The sequence below is a fragment of the Micromonospora terminaliae genome, from assembly GCF_009671205.1.
Taxonomy (GTDB): Bacteria; Actinomycetota; Actinomycetes; order Mycobacteriales; family Micromonosporaceae; genus Micromonospora; species Micromonospora terminaliae.
In genome coordinates this window covers 4,381,400-4,402,708 of sequence record NZ_CP045309.1, presented here as the reverse complement: position 1 = coordinate 4,402,708, position 21,309 = coordinate 4,381,400, and the positions used below count along the sequence as shown (strand labels likewise).

The 21,309-nt window shown below is 72.4% G+C and carries 14 protein-coding genes; 6 read left to right on the top strand and 8 right to left on the bottom strand.

Annotated elements, in window-relative coordinates; all coding sequences use genetic code 11:
• Window position 1: 1 nt before the first annotated feature.
• From meaB to GCE86_RS20075, 4 genes are all read left to right on the top strand, one after another.
• Window positions 2–1,006 carry a methylmalonyl Co-A mutase-associated GTPase MeaB gene (meaB, locus tag GCE86_RS20095; RefSeq protein ID WP_154228387.1) on the top strand — a complete coding sequence of 335 codons (1,005 nt, stop codon included), beginning with the start codon at window positions 2–4 and terminating at the stop codon, window positions 1,004–1,006.
• 364 nt (window positions 1,007–1,370) lie between these two features.
• Complete coding sequence (gene icmA / locus GCE86_RS20085) at window positions 1,371–3,059, top strand: coenzyme B12-dependent isobutyryl-CoA mutase large subunit (RefSeq protein ID WP_154228386.1); 1,689 nt, start codon at window positions 1,371–1,373, stop codon at window positions 3,057–3,059.
• A 115-nt stretch (window positions 3,060–3,174) separates the two neighbouring features.
• Window positions 3,175–4,095, top strand: coding sequence for a tetratricopeptide repeat protein (locus GCE86_RS20080; RefSeq protein ID WP_154228385.1), 921 nt, complete (start codon window positions 3,175–3,177; stop codon window positions 4,093–4,095).
• Window positions 4,096–4,161: 66 nt separating this feature from the next.
• Window positions 4,162–5,397 carry an arginase family protein gene (locus GCE86_RS20075; RefSeq protein WP_338106351.1) on the top strand — a complete coding sequence of 412 codons (1,236 nt, stop codon included), beginning with the start codon at window positions 4,162–4,164 and terminating at the stop codon, window positions 5,395–5,397.
• A 75-nt stretch (window positions 5,398–5,472) separates the two neighbouring features.
• Here the strand turns inward: GCE86_RS20075 and GCE86_RS20070 are convergent, their stop codons facing one another.
• On the bottom strand, window positions 5,473–7,440 hold the full coding sequence (locus GCE86_RS20070; RefSeq protein WP_154228384.1) for a penicillin-binding transpeptidase domain-containing protein: 1,968 nt from the start codon (window positions 7,438–7,440) through the stop codon (window positions 5,473–5,475).
• Between the two features lie 287 nt (window positions 7,441–7,727).
• Here GCE86_RS20070 and GCE86_RS20065 point away from each other — a divergent pair, with 287 nt between their 5' ends.
• The gene (locus GCE86_RS20065) at window positions 7,728–12,791 is read left to right on the top strand and encodes an NAD-glutamate dehydrogenase (RefSeq protein WP_154228383.1); all 5,064 of its coding nucleotides are present in this window, start codon (window positions 7,728–7,730) and stop codon (window positions 12,789–12,791) included.
• Between the two features lie 70 nt (window positions 12,792–12,861).
• Here GCE86_RS20065 and GCE86_RS20060 read toward each other — a convergent pair whose 3' ends face one another.
• Together GCE86_RS20060 and GCE86_RS20055 are read right to left on the bottom strand one after the other, a co-directional pair.
• Window positions 12,862–13,620, bottom strand: coding sequence for a class F sortase (locus GCE86_RS20060; RefSeq protein ID WP_154228382.1), 759 nt, complete (start codon window positions 13,618–13,620; stop codon window positions 12,862–12,864).
• Window positions 13,607–14,563 carry a hypothetical protein gene (locus GCE86_RS20055; protein ID WP_154228381.1) on the bottom strand — a complete coding sequence of 319 codons (957 nt, stop codon included), beginning with the start codon at window positions 14,561–14,563 and terminating at the stop codon, window positions 13,607–13,609. The genes GCE86_RS20060 and GCE86_RS20055 overlap by 14 nt, the downstream gene beginning before the upstream one ends.
• A 535-nt stretch (window positions 14,564–15,098) precedes the next feature.
• Between GCE86_RS20055 and GCE86_RS20050 the strand changes: the two genes are divergently transcribed.
• On the top strand, window positions 15,099–16,877 hold the full coding sequence (locus GCE86_RS20050) for a glycoside hydrolase family 6 protein (RefSeq protein WP_154228380.1): 1,779 nt from the start codon (window positions 15,099–15,101) through the stop codon (window positions 16,875–16,877).
• 99 nt (window positions 16,878–16,976) lie between these two features.
• On the opposite strand, the gene GCE86_RS20045 is transcribed toward GCE86_RS20050, so the two are convergent.
• The 5 genes from GCE86_RS20045 to GCE86_RS20025 all read right to left on the bottom strand — a co-directional run bounded on the left by GCE86_RS20045 (window position 16,977) and on the right by GCE86_RS20025 (window position 21,187).
• Window positions 16,977–17,360, bottom strand: a complete 384-nt coding sequence (locus GCE86_RS20045; protein ID WP_154228379.1) for a hypothetical protein — start codon at window positions 17,358–17,360, stop codon at window positions 16,977–16,979.
• 97 nt (window positions 17,361–17,457) lie between these two features.
• A complete protein-coding gene (locus GCE86_RS20040) occupies window positions 17,458–17,781 on the bottom strand; it encodes a hypothetical protein (protein WP_154228378.1) in 324 nt (107 codons plus the stop codon).
• A gap of 16 nt (window positions 17,782–17,797) precedes the next feature.
• Window positions 17,798–19,453 (bottom strand): sodium:solute symporter family protein, encoded by a 1,656-nt coding sequence (locus tag GCE86_RS20035; RefSeq protein ID WP_154228377.1) that lies wholly within the window; start codon window positions 19,451–19,453, stop codon window positions 17,798–17,800.
• 131 nt (window positions 19,454–19,584) lie between these two features.
• On the bottom strand, window positions 19,585–20,562 hold the full coding sequence (locus tag GCE86_RS20030) for a prolipoprotein diacylglyceryl transferase (protein WP_154228376.1): 978 nt from the start codon (window positions 20,560–20,562) through the stop codon (window positions 19,585–19,587).
• A 13-nt stretch (window positions 20,563–20,575) separates the two neighbouring features.
• Window positions 20,576–21,187, bottom strand: coding sequence for a hypothetical protein (locus GCE86_RS20025; RefSeq protein ID WP_154228375.1), 612 nt, complete (start codon window positions 21,185–21,187; stop codon window positions 20,576–20,578).
• Window positions 21,188–21,309 lie beyond the last annotated feature (122 nt).

Here is a 21,309-nt window from a genome sequence, read left to right as displayed (position 1 = left end):
CGTGAACGACAGCGTCCAGAACGTCCCGGCGGCGGCCGCCGGCTCGGTGCGCCGCAGCCGGGACGTACCCCTGCTGGTCGAGCGGGCCCGCGCGGGTGACCCCCGCGCGGTGGCCCGGCTGATCACCCTGGTCGAGTCCGGCGACGAGGTGCTGCCGCAGGTCGCGGCGGCCCTCGCGCCCTACGCCGGGCACGCCCAGGTGGTCGGCCTGACCGGCTCGCCGGGGGTGGGCAAGTCCACCACGACCAACGAGCTGGTCCGGGCCCTGCGGGCGCGCGGCCACCGGGTGGGCGTGCTGGCCATCGACCCGTCGAGCCCGTTCACCGGCGGGGCCATCCTCGGTGACCGGGTCCGGATGCAGGACCACGCCACCGACCCCGGCGTCTACATCCGCTCGATGTCCAGCCGGGGCCACCTGGGCGGGCTCTCCGCGGCCACGCCCCAGGCGGTGCGGGTGCTGGAGGGCGCCGGCTGTGACGTGGTGCTCGTGGAGACCGTCGGCGTCGGCCAGGCCGAGGTCGAGGTGGCCTCGCTGGCCGACACCACGCTGGTGCTGCTCGCCCCGGGCATGGGCGACGCCATCCAGGCCGTGAAGGCCGGCATCCTGGAGATCGCCGACGTCTTCGTGGTCAACAAGGCCGACCGGGACGGCGCCGACGCCACCGTGCGCGACATCCAGGGCATGATCGCGCTGGGTGAGCGCGGGCCGGGCGAGTGGCGGCCGCAGGTGGTCCGCTCCATCGCCGCCCGCGGCGAGGGAATCGACGACATCGCCGCCGCGATCGACAAGCACCGCGACTGGCTGGAGCGCCACGGCGAGCTGCGCCGCCGCCGGGAGGCCCGGGCCGCGGCCGAGATCGAGGCGATCGCGCTGGGCACCCTGCGGGACCGGATCGGCTCGCTGCGCGACGGTACGCAGCTGCCGACCCTCGCGGCCAAGGTCGCCGAGGGCGCCGTCGACCCGTACGCGGCGGCCGCCGAACTGCTGGCGCAGCTGGGGTCCTGATCGCCGGCCCCGCCGATCTTGGAGTTGTGGCACCTCGCGAAGGCCGCATGAAGGGCATCCCGGGCGCCACAACTCCATGATCGACGATCGGGGCGGGGGCTTGTAGGCTCCCGGGGTTCGGTTTGAGCGAGTGCGAGAGTGCGGGGACTGCGTGGAGCACGCGTCGCGGTGACCGCGGCGGTCGAGGCGTACGGGCTGCGGGTCGACGAGATCAACATCCGGGTCGACGACGTGGCGCTGGGTGGCCCGGTGGCACCCTCCGCCTGACCCCGGTTACCGGCCGGTAGGCGCATCCTTAGCGATCGTTCAGGCTGGCGTTCTACACTCGGTCTTCAGTCTGAGGACTCGAGGAGGAGCTCCGCGCATGGACGCCGACGAGATCGCCGCCGGTCGGGCCCGCTGGCAGGCCCGCTACGACGCCGCCCGCAAGCGGGACGCGGACTTCACCACGCTGTCCGGGATGACCGTGGACCCGGTCTACGGGCCGCCGGAGGGCGTCCCGTACCCGGGCTTCGAGCGGATCGGCTGGCCGGGCGAGTTCCCGTACACCCGGGGGCTCTACCCGACCGGCTACCGCGGGCGCACCTGGACCATCCGGCAGTTCGCCGGGTTCGGCAACGCCCAGCAGACCAACGAGCGCTACAAGATGATCCTCGGCGCCGGCGGCGGCGGCCTCTCCGTCGCCTTCGACATGCCGACCCTCATGGGGCGCGACTCCGACGACCCGCAGTCCCTCGGCGAGGTCGGCCACTGCGGCGTGGCGGTCGACTCGGCCGCCGACATGGAGGTGCTCTTCGACGGCATCGACCTGGCCGGCGTGACCACCTCGATGACCATCTCCGGCCCCGCCGTGCCGGTCTTCTGCATGTACCTGGTCGCCGCCGAGCGGCAGGGCGCCGACCTGTCCACCCTGGACGGCACGCTCCAGACGGACATCTTCAAGGAGTACATCGCGCAGAAGGAGTGGCTCTTCGACCCCGAGCCGCACCTGCGCCTCATCGGCGACCTCATGGAGTACTGCGCCCGGGAGATCCCGCGGTACAAGCCGCTGTCCGTCTCCGGCTACCACATCCGCGAGGCCGGCTCGACCGCCGCGCAGGAGCTGGCGTACACCCTCGCGGACGGCTTCGGCTACGTCGAGCTGGGGCTCTCGCGCGGGCTGGACGTCAACGTCTTCGCCCCGGGGCTCAGCTTCTTCTTCGACTCCCACGTCGACTTCTTCGAGGAGATCGCCAAGTTCCGGGCCGCCCGCCGGATCTGGGCCCGCTGGCTGCGCGACGTCTACGGCGCCACCAGCGAGAAGGCGCAGTGGCTGCGGTTCCACACCCAGACCGCCGGGGTGTCGCTGACCGCCCAGCAGCCGGTCAACAACGTGGTGCGGACCGCCGTGGAGGCCCTGGCGGCCGTGCTCGGCGGCACCAACTCGCTGCACACCAACGCCCTCGACGAGACCCTGGCCCTGCCCACCGACGAGTCGGCCGAGATCGCCCTGCGTACCCAGCAGGTGCTCATGGAGGAGACCGGGGTCGTCAACGTGGCCGACCCGCTCGGCGGCTCCTGGTACGTCGAGGCGCTCACCGACAAGATCGAGGCCGAGGCGGAGGAGATCTTCGCCCGGATCCGCCAGCTCGGCGGCGAGGGACCGCACAAGATCGGCCCGATGACCTCGGGCATCCTGCGTGGCATCGAGGACGGCTGGTTCACCGGCCACATCGCCGAGTCGGCCTTCGTCTACCAGCAGGCGCTGGAGAAGGGCGACAAGCGGATCGTCGGGGTCAACTGCCACACCGGCACCGTCGCCAAGGACCTGGAGATCCTGCGGATCTCGCACGAGGTCGAGCTGGAGCAGCGCCGGGTGCTCGCCGAGCGCAAGGCCGGCCGCGACGACGCCGCGGTCAAGGCCGCCGTGCAGCGGATGGTCGAGGTCAGCCGGACCGGCGGGAACATGATCCCGGCCATGCTGGACGCGGTCCGGGCCGAGGCCACCCTGGGCGAGATCTGCGACGCGCTGCGTGCCGAGTGGGGCGTCTACCGCGAGCCCGCCCGCTTCTGATCCGTCGCGCGGGTGCCGGTCGTCCCGGCACCCGCGCCGACCAGGCGTGAGAGTTGCAACTGCGGCCGTGGCGGTTGATCTGAGTTCCGCGGGACACGTGCGAGACTAGATAACCATGAGCGACCCACGGATCACCTCGTCGATCTTCACCCGCGGCGCGGTCGACCTCAGCGCGCTGCGCGGCACCCCGGAACCCTCCCGTCCCACCGCCCCGAGCCAGGCCGCACCGCCGGCCGACGTACCCGGCGGGCCCCCGGCCGGCGGCGGCGTGGCCGTCATCGACGTGACCGAGGCGACCTTCCAGTCCGAGGTGTTGGAACGGTCGCTGAGCACCCCGGTGATCGTGGACTTCTGGGCCGAGTGGTGCGAGCCCTGCAAGCAGCTCTCGCCGGTGCTGGAGCGGCTGGCCGCCGAGGGCCAGGGCGCCTGGGTGCTCGCCCGGGTCGACGTCGACGCCAACCCGCGGCTCGCCCAGATGTTCCGGGTGCAGGGCATCCCCATGGTCTTCGCGGTGGTCGGCGGGCAGCCGATCGACGCCTTCTCCGGCGTGGTGCCGGAGGCCCAGCTCCGCCAGTGGATCCAGGCCATCCTCAAGGCCGGTGGCGTCACCGTCGCCGAGCCGGAGGACCCGCGGCTGACCGAGGCCGACGACGCGCTGATGTCCGGCGACCTGGAGGCGGCCGAGGCGGCGTACCGGAAGATCCTGGCCGAGAGCCCCGCGGACGCCGCGGCCGAGGCCGGCCTCGCCCAGGTCGGGGTCGCCCGGCGGGTGGCCGGCGCCGACCCGCGCGCCGCGCTCGCCGCCGCCGAGCAGGCCCCCGACGACATCGAGGCCCAGCTCCTGGCCGCCGACATCGAGGTGCTCAGCGGGCTGGCCGAGCAGGCGTACGCCCGGCTCGTGGGCCTGGTCCGCCGCACCGCCGGCGACGACCGGGACAAGGTCCGCCAGCACCTCGTGTCGCTGTTCACCATCGCCGGCCCGGACGACCCCGCCGTGGCGGCCGCCCGGCGCGCCCTGGCCAGCGCCCTGTTCTGAGTTCACCGCACGCCAGCGCGGGCCGGCGTACCGGCCGGCCCGCTCGACCTTCGAGGACGGGAGCCCATGATGCGCCGGATCGCCGTCCTCGACGCGCCCACGAACCTCGGCCTGCGCCCACCCACGTCCACCTCCGTCCCGGGCTGCGCCAAGGCCCCCGGGGCGCTGCGCGACCACGGCCTGCTCGCCCGGCTGCGGGCCCGCGACGCCGGCTGCCTCACCCCGCCCCGGTACGACCCCGGTGACTGGCGCCCCGGCGACGGGGTCTGCCACGCACCGGAGATCTCCGGCTACTCGGTGGCGCTGGCCGACCGGATCGGCGCCATCATCGACCGCGGCGAGTTCCCTCTCGTGCTGGGCGGGGACTGCTCCGTCCTGCTGGGCTCGGCGCTGGCCATGCACCGGCTCGGCGAGGCGGTCGGCGGGCGGATCGGGCTGGTCTTCGTCGACGGCCACTCCGACTTCCGGCACCCCGGCAACGCCTCCTACGTGGGCGCCGCGGCGGGGGAGGACCTGGCGCTCGTCACCGGCCGGGGGCAGGCCGACCTGGCCGCCATCGAGGGGCGCCGCCCCTACTTCCGGGACATCGACGTGGTGGTGCTCGGCATCCGGGCCCAGGACGAGTACCGGCTCGACCTGCAGGCCGCCGGCATCACCACCCGCCCCGTCCCGGCGCTGCGCGCCGAGGGGGCGGCCCGCACCGCCCAGTGGGCACACGAGCAGCTGGCCGACTGCGCCGGCTACTGGGTGCACATCGACGTGGACGTGCTCGACCCGGCCGTGATGCCGGCGGTCGACGCGCCGGACCCGGGCGGGATCGCCTTCGCCGAGCTGGAGATCCTCCTCGCCGGCCTGGTGGACACCCCGCACTGCCTCGGCGTCGAGCTGACCGTCTTCGACCCCGACTACGACCCCGACGGGTCGTACGCCGCCGAGATCGTCAACACCGTGGTGGCCGGGCTCGCGCCGGTCGCCGCGCCCGGCGCGACACCGCCCCGGCTGCTGCCGCCCGGCCCGGTGGCGCCGGCACCCCGGCCCGGCAACGGCCGGCCGCCGGCCCGCGACGTGCTGGCCGGCCCGGCTGCCGTCCCGGCACCCGCGGTGGCCGTGGAACCGATCGGTCCGGCCCCGACGGAGGGCGGGGACGACCGCGCCGGCACCAACGGCGACCGGCCCGCGGTCGAGCCGGCCACCGACCCGTCCGGGCCCGGCCTGTTGCGCCGGGTCACCGGCGGCGAGGACGAGCCCGCGACGCCGGTGGCGGAGCCGGATGCGGCCCGGCCGGGCGTGGACATCGCCTGATCGACACCGGCTCGCCGGGTTGGGCGTGTCCGCTGGGGTTGGACACCCCCACCCCGGCGAGGTGCTGAGTCGGCGTCAGCGGGCGCTGAGGCCGCGCAGGAAGCGTTCGGCGATCGGGACCGCGCTGGTCGTGCTCGACCCGCCCTGCTCGACGAAGACCGCGAACGCGACGTCGCCCTGCCAGCCCACGAACCAGGCGTGGGTGTGCGCCGGGTTGTTGTCGTACTCGGCGGTGCCGGTCTTGCCGTAGACCGGCTCGCCGGGGACGTCCGCCAGCGCGCTGGCCGTGCCGCTCGTGACCACGGCGCGCATCATCGTCTTGACCGCGGCCGCCGATTCCGGCTTGAGGCCCGCGCCGGCCGGGGCGGGCTTCGCCGGTGCCGGGTCGAGCAGGAGCTTGGGCTGCTCCCAGTGGCCGCGGGCCACCGCCGCGGTGGCGCCGGCCATGGCGAGCGGGCTGACCACGGTGGTGCCCTGGCCGATGGCGGCGGCGGCCTGCTCGGTGGCGGCGCCGTTGGCGGAGACCTTCCCCGTGAAGACGTCGGTGCCGAGGTCCCAGGGCGCCTCCAGGCCGAGGGTGCGGCCGGTCTGCGCGAGCCCGTCCGGGCCGAGCTTCGGGGCCAGGGAGGTGAAGGCGGTGTTGCAGGACTTCGCGAAGTCCGTGGTGAACGGGACGTCGCCCAGCTCGAAGTTGTCGGAGTTCTTGAAGGACCGGCCCTCGACCTCGAACGTCTTCCTGCAGCGCACGGTCGCCTCCGGGGTCACGGCGCCCCGGTCGAGCAGGGCGAGGGCGCTGACCATCTTGAACGTGGAGCCGGGCGGCACCTGGGCGGTGAAGGCGAGGTTCTCGCCGGCCGCGCCGGGGCCGTTGGCGGCGGCCAGCACCGCGCCGTCGCTGATCCGCAGGGCCACCAGGGCGGACCGCCGGGCCTGGCCGCGCAGCGCCGCGTCGGCGGCGTTCTGGGTGGCCACGTCGAGGGTGGTCTTCAGCGGCTGGCCGGCCTTCGGCTCGCTGCGGTACACCTCCTCGCCGGTGGTGACGCCGGGCTCGTCGGGCCGGTCCCGCTCGGTGAGCACGGTGACCCCGGGGGTACCGCGCAGGCGGTCGTCGTAGCGGCCCTGGAGACCGCCGTGGCCGACCAGGTCGCCGCGGACGTACTTGTCGGGGTGGGCCTTGAGGTCGTCGGCCTGGGCGGGGTCGACCGAGCCGAGCAGGGCCCGGGCGAACTCCCGCGTCGGGGCCAGGAAGAGCTTGTCGGACTGGAACCGGGTGCCGGGCAGGTCGTAGATCCGGGACTTGATCTGCCGGTACGCCTCGTCGCGCAGGGTCACCACCTCGACGAGCGCGCCCCGGTCCGCCTCCTTCAGGCGCTGGGGCAGGTCGGTGAGGTCGACCGGTGGGGTGAGCGCCGGCCGGATCGCCTTGAACGCGGCGTCGAGCTGCCGGACCAGGGCCTTGGCGTCGGTGACCTCGCCGGGGTTCACCTGCACCCGGACCACCGGGCGGGGCCCGACGAGCGGGGCTCCCGCGCCGTCCAGCACGCCGGCCCGGGGCGCCGCGTCCCGGCGCAGCGCGAACCGGTCGCCGGCCTCCAGCTTCTCGTGGACGACGGTCGGCTCCCAGATGACCTGCCAGTGGTCGTCGGCGCCCTGCCGCAGCCGTACGGGGTTCTCGTAGGTCCAGGTGGCGCCGCCCGGGAGCGGCCAGGTGAGCCGGATCCGCGCGGTGGCGATGTCGGCCTCGACCTTCGCCTCGCCGGTGCGCTCCAGCTTCGGCGGGCTGCCGGCCAGCTCGCCGGCGAGCGACCGGAGCTCCTTGGTCACCTCGGCCGCCGGCACCTTGGCGCCGGTCGGGTCGATGAAGCCGACCGCCTGGAGGTTGCCCGAGCGCCAGCCCTTCAGGAAGGCGTCGACGCTCTGCTCCGGCCCGTCCTCGCCCGAGCACCCGGTCAACGCGCCCGCCGCCAGCACGGTGGCGGCCAGCGCGGCGAGGGCCCGGCGACGAGGGGAGAGGCGGCGGCGGACGGGGTACGACAGGAGCATGAAGCGGTCCCTCCGGTGTGAAACTGCCCTGCACGCTAGTACGGCGCGCGCTTCCCCACCGCCCCGGCACGGCCCTTGCGCAGGCAAAGAGTGCCGTGTGGCAGTGTGATGAACATCGCCAGTCCGGGTACTCCGCGACCGGCCGACCACGAACCCGCAACGGGTGAAAGGACAGAGTCCCGATCCGGACGTCCGGCCAGTGGTCCGCCGACGAAGGGGCACAGCGGCAGGCCTAGGCTGGGCGGCAGAGTGACCCACAACGCGGTGGGTCGAGGGGAGTGGCACCGATGGACCGGCGTCCGGCGATCAAACCGGGACCCGACCTCCGGCAGGCTGACACCAGCCGGGACGATGACAGCTTCGATTCGGCGACCGACGGGGACGGTTTCAGCCGTCTCGACACAGGAGTGACCGGGATGACCGGTTCCAGCATCGACACCCTCTACGACCTGGGCCTGCCCGCGCAGGCACTGGGCGACGAGACCGAGGACGAGCTGGACGAGCCGGTACCCAACGCGGAGCGCCTGGTCGCCCAGGCGGTCGCGCTGGCCGGTGACGACCACGACGCGGCCACCCTGGTGGGCCGGTTCTGGCGGTTCGCGCCGGACGAGGAGCTGATCGGCTTCACCGCCGAGGAGATGCTCGACGCGGCGCGGGCGCACCGGGACCTCGCCCAGCAGCGGGTGCCGGGTGAGCTGAAGCTGCGCATCCACGAGCCGGACGCCGAGCAGCACCACACCGTGATCGAGATCGTCACCGACGACATGCCGTTCCTGGTCGACTCGGTGACCGCGCTGCTGAACTCGCACCACCTCGACGTGCACCTGCTGGTGCACCCGCTGGTCGTGGTGCGGCGCGAGCCGCTGGGCCGGCTGACCGAGGTCTCGGCGGACGTGGAGCCGGACGACGCGATCGCCGGCGACCTGGTCGAGAGCTGGATGCGGATCGAGATCGACCCGGTCCGCGACGCGGCCGAGCGGGAGAAGCTGCGCCGGGAGCTCCAGCGGGTGCTCACCGACGTGCGGGAGGCCGTCGAGGACTGGCCCAAGATGCGGCAGCGCGCCCTGGCGCTGGCCGACGAGCTGGCCTCGGCCCGCACCTCGGACAACCGCCCGCCGGTGCCGGAGAAGGACATCACCGACTCGGTGGAGCTGCTGCGCTGGCTGGCGCACGACCACTTCACCTTCCTGGGCTACCGGGAGTACCGGCTCGTCGACACCGACGGCGCCGACGGCGGCCAGGCCCTGGAGGCCGTCCTCGGCACCGGGCTGGGCATCCTGCGGTCCGACTCGCCGGAGGCCCGGTCGCTCAACTCGATGACGCCCGAGGCGCACGAGAAGGTGCTGGAGAAGCGCCTGCTCATCATCACCAAGGCCAACTCGCGGGCCACCGTGCACCGCTCGGCCTACCTGGACTACATCGGCTTCAAGATCTTCAACGACGCCGGTGAGGTGGTCGGGGAACGGCGCTTCCTGGGCCTGTTCTCCACGGCGGCCTACCGCACCAGCGTCCAGGAGCTGCCGGTGGTCCGGCGGAAGGTCGCCGAGGTGCTGGACCGCTCGGGCCTGAGCCTGCGCAGCCACTCCGGCAAGGACCTGCTCCAGATCCTGGAGACCTACCCCCGCGACGAGCTGTTCCAGATCAAGACCGACGACCTCTACCACGCGGTGATCGGCGTGCTCCGCATGGCCGGCCGCCGGCAGTTGCGGGTGTTCCTGCGCCGGGACGCGTACGGGCGGTTCATCTCCTGCCTGATCTACCTGCCGCGGGACCGGTTCACCACCCAGAACCGGCTGCGCATGCAGGACATCCTGCTGCGCGAGCTGAACGGCGTCGGGGTGGACTACACCACCCGGGTGACCGAGTCGATGCTGGCCCGGGTGCACTTCATCGTCCGTACCGACCCGAACAGCCCGCCCGGGGAGATCGACGCCGACCTGCTCGCCGAGGAGCTGGCCGACGCCACCCGGCTCTGGGACGACGACTACCGGCTGGTGCTGGAGCGCAAGCTCGGCGACGAGCAGGCCAAGCACCTGTTCGCCCGGTACGCCGACGCCTTCCCGGAGGGCTACAAGGACGGGCACACGCCGTACGAGGCCATGAAGGACCTGGCCAAGCTGGAGCTGCTGGAGGAGCCCGGCCAGCTCGAGATGCACCTGTTCCGCAAGCAGCTCGCGCCGCGCACGAACGGCGGCGGCCGGGCCGTCCAGGTCGACGAGACCATGGACGTGCGGTTCAAGGTCTACCGGTACGGCGAGCCCATGATGCTCTCCGCCGTGCTGCCGGTGCTGCACTCGCTCGGCGTGAAGGTGGTCGACGAGCACCCGTACGAGGTGGAGCGCGTCGACGGCCGGATCTGGCTCTACGACTTCGGGCTGCAACTGCCCGAGGCGCACCAGGAGCTGGCCGAGGTCCGCCCGCACGTGGAGAACGCCTTCGCCGCCGCCTGGCGGGGCGAGGCCGAGGTGGACGGCTTCAACGAGCTGGTGCTCCGAGCCGGGCTCACCTGGCGGCAGGTCGTGGTGCTCCGGGCGTACGCGAAGTACCTGCGGCAGGCCGGCACCGTGTTCTCGCAGGAGTACATGGAGCAGACCTTCATCGCGTACCCGAAGATCGCCTCGCTGCTGGTGGAGCTCTTCGAGACCCGGTTCGCCCCGGGCGCGTCCACCCTGGACGAGCGCCGGGAGCGCAGCGGCGAGCTGGTCGCGGCGATCGGCACGGCGCTGGACGACGTGGCCAGCCTCGACCAGGACCGGATCCTGCGCTCCTACCTGACGTTGATCCAGGCCACCCTGCGCACCAGCTTCTACCAGAAGCCGGTCGGGGGGCGGCCCAAGTCGGGCGTGGCGTTCAAGCTGGATCCGCAGGCGATCCCGGAGCTGCCGGCACCGCGGCCCAAGTTCGAGATCTTCGTCTACTCGCCGCGGTTCGAGGGCGTACACCTGCGGTTCGGGCCGGTGGCCCGGGGCGGGCTGCGCTGGTCCGACCGGCGGGAGGACTTCCGCACCGAGGTGCTCGGCCTGGTCAAGGCGCAGATGGTGAAGAACACCGTGATCGTGCCGGTGGGCGCCAAGGGTGGCTTCGTGCTCAAGCAGAAGCCGGGCGACCGGGACGAGGCGGTGGCCTGCTACAAGGAGTTCGTGGGCGCCCTGCTCGACGTCACCGACAACATCGCCAGCGGCGAGATCGTGCCGCCGCAGGACGTGGTGCGGCACGACGCCGACGACCCGTACCTGGTGGTGGCGGCGGACAAGGGCACGGCGACGTTCTCCGACATCGCCAACGAGATCTCCGCCGCGCACAACTTCTGGCTGGGCGACGCGTTCGCCTCCGGCGGTTCGGCGGGCTACGACCACAAGAAGATGGGCATCACCGCCCGAGGCGCCTGGGAATCGGTGAAGCGGCACTTCCGGGAGCTGGGCCACGACACCCAGACCCAGGACTTCACCGTGGTCGGCGTCGGCGACATGTCCGGCGACGTGTTCGGCAACGGGATGCTGCTGTCGAAGCACATCCGGCTGGTGGCCGCCTTCGACCACCGGCACATCTTCCTGGACCCGGACCCGGACGCGGCCACCTCGTGGGACGAGCGGAAGCGGCTGTTCGACCTGCCCCGGTCGTCCTGGGAGGACTACAACGCCGAGCTGATCTCGGCCGGTGGCGGCATCTACGCGCGTACCGCCAAGTCGGTGCCGATCTCCCCGCAGGTACGCGCGGTGCTCGGCCTCGACGACGACGTCACCCAGCTCAGCCCGCAGGAGCTGATGAAGGCGATCCTCACCGCTCCGGTGGACCTGTTCTGGAACGGCGGCATCGGCACCTACGTGAAGGCGTCGACGCAGACCAACGCCGAGGTCGGCGACAAGTCCAACGACGCCATCCGGGTGGACGGCAAGAGCCTGCAGTGCCGGGTGGCCGGCGAGGGCGGCAACCTGGGCTGGACCCAGCACGGCCGGATCGAGTACGCGGCGGCCGGCGGCCGGATCTACACCGACTTCATCGACAACGCGGCCGGGGTGGACTGCTCCGACCACGAGGTGAACATCAAGATCCTGCTGAACACGGCGGTCGCCGACGGCGTGCTGGACATGCCGGAGCGCGACGAGTTGCTGGCCCAGATGACCGACGAGGTCGCCGAGCTGGTGCTGCGGGACAACTACGACCAGGCCCGGGCGCTCAACAACGCCCAGGCGCAGGCCGCCTCGCTGCTCCCGGTGCACCGCCGGATGATCAACGAGCTGGAGCGGACCGGTCAGCTCGACCGGGCGCTGGAGGCGCTGCCGCCGGACGAAGAACTGGCGGTACGCGGCGAGACCGGGCTGACCGCGCCGGAGTTCGCGGTGCTGCTGGCGTACGTGAAGATCGTGCTGGAGCGGGAGATCGTCGCCGAGGGGCTGGCGGACGAGGAGTGGACGACCGACGTCCTGGTCAACTACTTCCCGACCCCGCTGCGGGAGCGGTTCGCCGACCGGATGGGCCGGCACCGGCTGCGCCGGGACATCGTCACCACGGTCCTGGTCAACGAGGCGATCAACCGCGGCGGCATCACGTTCGTCTTCCGCGTGGTCGAGGAGACGGCCGCCTCGGCGGCGGACGTGCTGCGGGCGTACGTCGTGGTCCGCGAGGTGTTCGGGTTGCGCGAGCTGTGGGACGCGGTGGAGGCGCTGGACAACAAGGTCTCGCCCGAGCTGCAGACCAGCGTCTACCTGGACACCCGCCGGCTGCTCGACCGCGCGGTGCGCTGGCTGGTCACCAACCGGCGCTCGCCGATCGACGTGCCGGGGGAGATCGCCCGGCTGCGGGACGGGGTGGCCCGGATGCTGCCGGGGCTGGAGAACCTCTTCTTCGGCACCGAGCGGGAGGCGATCGCCGCCCACATCGACTCGCTGACCGGCAAGGGGCTGCCCCGCGAGCTGGCCGAGCAGGCGACCCGGCTGATGTACAGCTTCGGCCTGCTCGACGTGGTGGAGACCGCCCGGTCGACCGGCCGGGACGTGAGCGAGGTGGCCTCGGTCTACTTCGTTCTCTCCGACCGGTTCCGGGTGGACGCCCTGCTGTCGAAGATCTCCCTGCTGCCGCGGGAGGACCGCTGGCAGACCCTCGCCCGGATGGCGCTGCGCTACGACCTGTACGCCGCGCTGGCCGCGCTCACCGCGGAGGTGCTCGGCTCCACGCCGGACAGCCTCCCGCCGGTGGAACGGGTGCAGGAGTGGGAGCAGGCGAACGCCACCTCGATCCACCGGGCGCACCGGGCCATGGGGGAGTTCGACGAGTCCCGGGCCGACCTGTCCGCCCTGTCGGTGCTGCTGCGGCAGATCCGTACCCTGGTGCGGACCTCGGCGGCGGCCTGACGCGGTAAGCACACGGGCGCGGCCCGGTGATCGGGTGACCGATCACCGGGCCGCGCCCATTCGCGCCGCTTCACGCCATCTTGGCGAAGGCGATGACGTTGTCGACGTAGCTGCCGCTGCTCGCGTCGAACGCCCCGCCGCAGGTGACGACCCGCAGGCCGGGTTCGTCGGAGGGCCCGTAGACCAGCTCGGTGGGGAAGGCCGTCTTCGGGTACGACTTCACCTCGGTCACCGTGAACGTGGCGGTCGAGCCGTCCTCCCGGGCGATCGAGATGGTGTCGCCCTTGCCGAGCGCGCCGAGGTTGAAGAAGACCGCCGGCCCGAGCTTGGCCGAGTCGACGTGACCGACGATCACCGAGTTGCCGGCCTCGCCGGGACTGGGCCCGGGGGAGTACCAGCCCGCCTTCATGGCCTGCTCCAGCGGGGGCACCTGGACCGTGCCGTCCGGGTTCAGGCCGAGGGTCATGATCTCGGCCTGCACGCCGATCCGGGGGATCGAGATGGTCGTCGGGGTGGACCGGGGCAGTCCGGCGGGGGCGAGGTCCGGCTGCGGCATGAGCGTGGGGTCGTCGGCGGACGCCTGGTCGGCGGTCTGCGTGCCGATGCCGCCGGCGGGGCCCGGGATGGTCGTCGGCGACGGGGACGCGTCGGCGGTCCCGGCGTGGGCGAGCGGCTGGGGCGGGCGCGGCGGCGGCACGGTCCGCACCGACGCCCCGATCAGGCCGGCGCCCACCATGGCGAGCAGGACGACGACAGCGACGCCGGCGGCGCGCCACGGTTTCCCGCGACGGCCGCCGGCCCGTGTCGCCGTCCGGTCAGACGAGGTCATCGCCCCGGCGCCGGCGCAGCAGGATCATGCCGCCCAGGGCGGCGGCGCCGATGACGCCCACCCCGCTGGCGGCCATGTTGCGGTCCAGGCTGGTGGTGGTCATGCCACCGTCACCGCCGTCGACGTGGCCACGCGGCATGCAGTCCTTGCGGTCCTCGTCCTTGCGGTCGTGGTCCTTCTTGTTGTCGTCCTTGCCGTCCCAGCTCCGGTTGTCCCAGTCCTTCCGGTCCTCGTCCTTGCGGTCGTGGTCCTTCCGGTCCTCGTCACGCTGGTCCCGGTCCTTGGCGTCGTGCTCCTTGTTGTCCCGCTCGTTGCGCTCGTCGTTCTTGCGCTCGTCGTCCTTGCGGTTCTCGTCCTTGCCGTGCTCGTCCTTGCCGTTCTCGTCCTTGCGGTTCTCGTCCTTGCCGTGCTCGTCCTTGTCGCGCTGGTCGCCCGGCTGGTCGGCGACGAGACCGCCGCCCTGGCCGCCGGCGCCCGGCTGCCAGGAGTCGCTGCCCTGCCAGTCGCCGTGCTCCCCGCCCCGGCTGTCCTGGTAGTCCTTGCCGTCCTGGTAGTCCTTGCCGTCGTCGTGCTTGCCGTTCTGGTAGTCCTTGCCGTCCTCGTGGTCCTTGCCGTCGTCGTGCTTGCCGTCGTCGTGCTTGCCGTCGTCGTGCTTGCCGTCCTGGTCCTTGCCGTCGTGGCCCTTGCGGTCCTCGTCCTTGCGGTCCTCGTCCTTGCGGTCGTGGTCCTTGCGGTCCTCGTAGCTGCGGTCCCAGTCCTTGCGGTCCCAGTTCTTGTGGTCCCAGTCCTCGTGGTCCCCAGAGCAGGTACCGGGAAGGCTGACCTGCGGCTTGGCGACGGCGTCCACGCTGGCCGCGTTCGCCGCCCCGGGCGAGAACAGCAGCAGGGACGCGCCGCCGAGAGCGGCACCCGCAACGAGCTTCCCGAGCATCTTCTTAGCCATGACCTGCGTCACTCCATCCCTGTTTGTCCTAGGCCCGACATCCCTCGAGCTACGACCGACGTTAGACCCTTTCGCGAGTTATCCGGGGAAACATTCGTGTTTAGGAGTTTGCAGGCGAAGGGCGAGCTTGGCGTGCTAATCCCCTTTTGGGAAGCGCGCTGCCGCCCAGGCCTCGTCGTGCCGCCTCGGGCGGTGCCGCTCGGGCTGCGCCGACCCGGCCACCGCGTACCCTTTTCGCCCGTTCGTGGCGGGTCGCATCGAGGCATTGCCATGGAAGCGCTCCCATGCAAGAATCGCTGCACGCGGTTCGGGGAGCCACACCGCGAGTTCTGACGCCGAGGGCAGCCGGGTCACCGGCCGGCGTCCGACTCCTCCACCGGTCCCTTGAGGGCCGGCCACCATCACCAGCGCGCCCGTCCGGGTCGGGCACCCCCGAAGAAACCCGTGGCGCCGACGAACCGTCCCCTGGCGGGCGTCCGAGCGCCCTTCCACCGGGCCGTACGCGGATCCGGTCTCGCCCAAGGAGATCAGTGGCATGAATCTGTGGAGAAGGCTGTCCGGCCGCAGCCGGGCGCTCGCGCTCACCGGCGTGGGCGTCCTGGCCGCCGGTGGACTGGTGACCCTCCCGGTCACGGCGGCGCAGGCCGCGACCCAGTGCAGCGTGGACTACACCACCAGCGACTGGCCCGGTGGCTTCACCGCCACGGTGACCATCCGGAACCTCGGCGACCCGCTGAGTTCGTGGAACCTCGGCTTCACCTTCCCGAACAGCAGCCAGCGGGTGCAGCAGGGCTGGTCGGCCCGGTGGTCGCAGAGCGGCCAGAACGTCACCGCGCAGAACGAGTCCTACAACGGCTCGCTGGCCACCGGCGCCAGCACCAGCATCGGGTTCAACGGCGCGTGGAGCGGCAGCAACCCGAAGCCGACCCAGTTCACGTTGAACGGCACGGTCTGCAACGGCGGCACGCCGCCCACGTCGACCCCGCCGACCACCACCCCGCCCCCGACGACCCCGCCGCCCACGACCCCGCCGCCGACGACCCCGCCGCCGGGGCAGAAGGCCGACAACCCGTACGCCGGGGTGAAGGGGTACGTGAACCCCGAGTGGAAGGCCAAGGCCGAGTCGGTGAGCGGCGGCAGCCGGGTGTCCAACAACCCGACCGCCGTCTGGCTGGACCGGATCGCCGCCATCGAGGGCACCGACGGCAGCAGCTCGAACGGCTCGATGGGCGTGCGGGACCACCTGGACGCCGCGCTCGCCCAGGGCGCCGGCTACATCCAGTTCGTCATCTACAACCTGCCCGGCCGCGACTGCTCCGCCCTGGCCTCCAACGGTGAGCTGGGCCCGGACGAGCTGCCCCGCTACAAGGCCGAGTACATCGACCCGATCGCCGCGATCCAGGGCGACCCGAAGTACAAGAACCTGCGGATCGTCAACATCATCGAGATCGACTCGCTGCCCAACCTGGTGACCAACACCTCGGGCAACGCGGGCGGCACGGCCATGTGCGACACGGTCAAGGCCAACGGCGCGTACGTCAACGGCGTGGGCTACGCCCTGGCCAAGCTGGGCGCGATCGGCAACGTCTACAACTACATCGACGCCGCGCACCACGGCTGGATCGGGTGGGACAGCAACTTCGGCCCGGTCGCCGACCAGCTCAAGGCCGCCGCGGTCGCGTCCGGCAGCACGGTGCGCAACGTGCACGGCTTCATCGTCAACACCGCCAACTACTCCGCCCTGAAGGAGCCGTACGTCAAGGTCACCGACTCGGTGAACGGCCAGACCGTGCGGCAGTCCAAGTGGATCGACTGGAACCAGTACGTCGACGAGCTCTCGTTCGCCCAGGCGTTCCGGCAGAAGCTGGTCTCGGTCGGCTTCGACAGCGGTATCGGCATGCTGATCGACACCTCGCGCAACGGCTGGGGCGGGTCCGCCCGGCCCACCGGTCCGGGCCCGCTGACCAGCGTGGACGCCTACGTCGACGGGGGTCGGATCGACCGGCGCTACCACACCGGCAACTGGTGCAACCAGTCCGGCGCGGGCCTCGGCGAGCGGCCGCGGGCCAACCCCGAGCCGGGCATCGACGCGTACGTCTGGGTGAAGCCCCCGGGTGAGTCGGACGGCTCCAGCACCGCCATCCCGAACGACGAGGGCAAGGGCTTCGACCGGATGTGCGACCCGACGTACACCGGCAACGCCCGCAACGGCAACAACCTGTCCGGCGCCCTGCCGAACGCGCCCATCTCCGGTGCGTGGTTCCCGGCCCAGTTCCAGCAGCTGATGCAGAACGCCTACCCGCCGCTCTCCTGATCCGGCGGACGGCCCACCCGCAGCGGCGGGAGTGAGGCACCGCCGCGCGGGTTCCCCCGGGCCCCTGGTCGACCCACGTCGGCCAGGGGCCCCCGGGCGTCAGGGAACCGTACGCTCGATCGCCGCGCGGCCCAGCTCCTCGAGGTCGCGGCGGGCCTGCTCCAGGTTCTCCGGGGTGAGGTCCTGGCCGCGGGCCATCACCAGGTCCTCAGGTTCCCACGGCTGCTCGGCGCCGGTCCGGATGTTGTCCCCGCCCGCCCCGGTGCCGGTGCCGGTCGCCCCGGTCCCGGCTGCGTACGGGTCGCCGAGGATGTCGGGCGAACCGGTGTCGGGCACCGCGCCGTCGGGCTCGGTGAAGACGGGATTGTCGGGGTCGGTGCCACCGGTGCGCAGCTGGGGCACCGTGCTGTCGTCGTCCACCGCGGCGGCCACCTCGGGGGTCTCCTCCAGCGGCCGCTCGCCACCGCGGTCACGATCCGTCATGCTGCTGCCCTCCTGTCCCGTTCCGTGATCCCCACGGCGTACCCCGTGGGGGCCGGGCCATGCCGACGGCCCCGGGACGGGTGTCCCGGGGCCGCGGTCAGTGCTCGTCGGCGGCACCCGGCTCGGGTGGCTCGGTGGGGCGCAGCCGCTGCCAGAGCAGCATGAGCAGCCCGAACACCAGCATCACCAGGCCGGCCCAGAGGTTGATCCGGACGCCCTGCGCCTTGTCGATCTCCGCGGACGTGTCGAAGAGCCCCATGAGCCCCACGATCAGCCCGTACACGACGAACAGCCCGCCGATCACCCGGCGGATGTCGAAGAGCCGGGCCGCCGCGGAGCGCGCCTCCCGCGAGTCCTCGGTCCTGTCGACGAGTGGGTCGTGGGCCTCGCCGTGCTGGTACCGGTCGGCGTTGTCTGCCATGGCGTGCGTCCCTTCCTCAGAAGACCGGGATGTAGAAGAGGGCGGCCAGGACCACCGCGATCACGCCCAGCAGCACCGGCGAGCGGTACCAGGCGGCGTCGCCGGCCAGCGAGTCGTCCTTCAGCGTGGCGTCGCTCAGGCCGTAGACCAGGCCGGTCAGCTCGTCGTTGCGCTTCGGCCGGGTCAGCGGGGTGAGGATGGCCGCCACGACGGCGACCGTCACGAAGGCGAGGCCCGCGCCCCAGAAGCTCTCCTCCAGGTCGGAGTTGAAGTGGACGACGTCGGCCAGGTGGAGCAGGTAGGTCACGATCGCCACCACGGTGCCCGACAGCAGCGACCAGAAGCCGGCCAGCGGGCTCATCCGCCGCCAGAACATGCCGATGATGAAGGTGCCGAAGAGCGGGGCGTTGAACACCGAGAACAGGGCCTGGATGTAGTTCATGATGTTGCTGAAGCCGGCCGCGATGAACGCCGTGCCGATGCCGATCACCACGGCGACCACGGTGGCGATCCGGCCCACCCGCACGTAGTAGTCGTCCGGGCGGTCCCGCCGGAAGTACGCCTGCCAGATGTCGTAGGTGAACACGGTGTTGAAACCGCTGACGTTGGCGGCCATGCCGGCCATGAACGAGGCCACCAGGCCGGTGACCGCGATGCCGAGCACCCCGTTGGGCAGCAGGTCGCGCATGAGCAGCGGGATCGCGTTGTTGTAGACCAGATCCCCCTCCTCGGCGCCGAGCCCCTTGACGGTGACCAGCGCGATGAGGCCGGGGATCACGGTGACCAGGGGAATGAGCAGCTTCGGGTACGCGCCGATGATGGGCGTCCGGCGGGCCGCGCTCATGTTCCGGGCTGACAGGGCGCGCTGCACCTCGGCGAAGTTGGTGGTCCAGTAGCCGAACGAGAGCACGAAGCCGAGGCCGAAGACGATGCCCAGCCAGTGCGCGCCGAGCGGGTTGTCCGTGGTGCCCGTGCCCTCCCAGGCGTGCAGCCCGGCCTCGCCGAGCTTGGAGTCCCGCACCGCGTCCATGAGGCCGCTCACGCCGCCGACCTTCACGAGGCCGATCACGGTGATCGGCACCAGGCCCGCGATGATCACGAAGAACTGGAGCACCTCGTTGTAGATCGCGCCGGAGAGGCCACCGACCGTGATGTACGCCAGCACGATCAGCGCGCCGATCACGATCGCCACCCAGAGCGGCCAGCCGAGCAGCGCCTGCATGATCAGGGCGAGCGCGTAGAGGTTGACCCCGGCGATCAGCACCTGGGCCACGGCGAAGCTGATCGCGTTCAGCAGGTGGGTCGGGCGGTTGAAGCGCAGCCGCAGGTACTCGGGGACGCTGCGCACCTTCGAGCCGTAGTAGAAGGGCATCATCACGATGCCCAGGAAGACCATCGCCGGCACGGCGCCGATCCAGTAGTAGTGGACCGTCATGACGCCGTACTGGGCGCCGTTGGCGGCCATGCCGATGATCTCCAGGGCGCCCAGGTTCGCCGAGACGAACGCGAGGCCGGTGACCCAGGCGGGCAGCGACCGCCCGGAGAGGAAGAAGTCGACACTGGTCTTGATGGCCCGCCGCGCCGCGAAGCCGACGCCGAGCACCGTGATGAAGTAGAGCGCCAGGATCAGGTAGTCCAGGGCGTTCATGTTCAACCGAAGACCGCCACCCATACCGTTCTCCCTCCGCCGCGACGCTGCGCCCGCAGGTACCCCGTTTGCGAAATTTCATGCCGGCAGTTCCGTTCGTCACGGACGACGGAGCCCCGGCCGTCCACCGGCCGGGGCTCCGTGTGGGACGTCGGTCAGCGGCCGAGGACCCGGTCCAGGAAGTCGCGGTAGCCGCGCACGGCCACCCGGAGCTGCTCGGTGTCGGCCGAGCCCGACTCCTGCCAGCTGCCCAGCTTGGTCTTCTGGTCGCGCAGCGCGGCGGACAGCGCCTCGATCGCCTCCTCGACCAGGGACTGCGCCTCGCCGACCGCGGCCTGCGGGTCGTCCACGAAGCGGAGCTGGACGTCCCGCCAGCGGTCCCGGAAGTCCTGGGCCGTCTCCGGCGCGAAGAGCGTCGCCGCGTCGGCCGGCACCGCGCCCGGTGTCGGCCGGGCCGCGCCGGCCAGGGCCGCGGCGCCGCCGGCGGCCGCGCCCACGCCGGCCGCCGCGGTGCTGGTGTCCGGGTCGACCATCGCCGGCTCGGCGCTGCCGTACCCGGCCCCGGCGGCGGCCTCCGCGTCGTCACGCTCGGCGCCGGAATGGGCCGCCTCCCAGCGGTCCGGGTCGTGCAGCCGGTCGCCCGCCGTCGGGTCGGCCCGCTCGTCGTCGAAGGCGTCGGTCCGCCCGGGAGCGCCGTCGCCCGGCGCGGCGGTGTCCTCGCCGCGCGGGTCCCGCTCGTCCTCCGGCCGCCCGCTGGCCATCGCGGAGGCGGCCACCGCGTCGCCCACCGTGGTCGCCCCGGCGAAGGAGGTCGGCAGCGGCGCGGGGTCGTGGTACACCGGCCGGTCGTCGGCGTCGGCGGCCTCCGCGTCGCGGATCTCCCGGGCGTCGTACGCCCGGGTCTCGTCGAGTTCCGCTCCCTCACGGTCGGCGCGCTCGCCGGCGACCGCCGGGTCGTCGAAGGTGCCGCGGTCGTCGAGCGCGTCCTCGGGCACGTCGGCCCGGGCGGCGCGATCGGCGTCGGTCCCGTCGCCGGCGTCCCGGTCGCCCGGCGGCGGGACCGGCACGGGAGCGGACCGAACGGCCTCGGGGTGGTCCTGGTCCTTCGTGACCTGCTGCTCTTCCTGACGCATGGCGGCGGCCTCCTCAGCGGCTCGTGGCATCGTGCTCGTGGTCGGGGTCGGGCTCGGGGTCGGGGTGGCGCTGCGCCGGCGGCTGGTGCCCGACCGGGTCCTCGCCGAGCAGGTCGGCGAAGAGGGCCCGGTAGTGCACGAGGGCCTGCCGGAGGTCCTCCGTGCCGGCCTCGCCCCGCTCGTTGCGCAGCCGGATGTCGTGGGCGTCGCGGTAGTGGGTCAGGGTGCGGGCGTGCTCGACGGAGAGGTGGGCGATCTGTTCCGAGAAGTCCCCGGTGGGGTATCCGCGTTCCGCGATCAGCCGGGTGACCAGTTCGTCGGCGTCGCCGACGGTTTCGGCGGGGGAGTCGACGAAACGCACCTGGAGCTCCTCCCAGGCGGCGGCGTACCGGGCGCGGGACTCCGGGCTCAGCGGGGTCAGCTCCAGCTCGGCGTGGCGCCGTTCCCGCTCCCGCAGCTCCCGCTCGGCGGCGCCGCGGCTGTCCTGCTCGGCGACGGCCCGGTCGTACTCGGGGCCGAAGCGCTGCTTGAGGGCCCGGCGGCGGCTGGCGACCACCGCCACTGCGGCCAGCGCCGCGAGCACTATGACGACGATGACTATGACGACTACCTGCGTGGGCGACATGGCTCCTCCTTCGCCCGCTGGTATTCCCTCCGCCGTGTGATCGCCAATCCCGATCGGCGGCACTTTCCTGCGCGGTCGCGCGCTGGGCCTGCCCGCCCCAGCGGACGGCACACCTCGTTCCG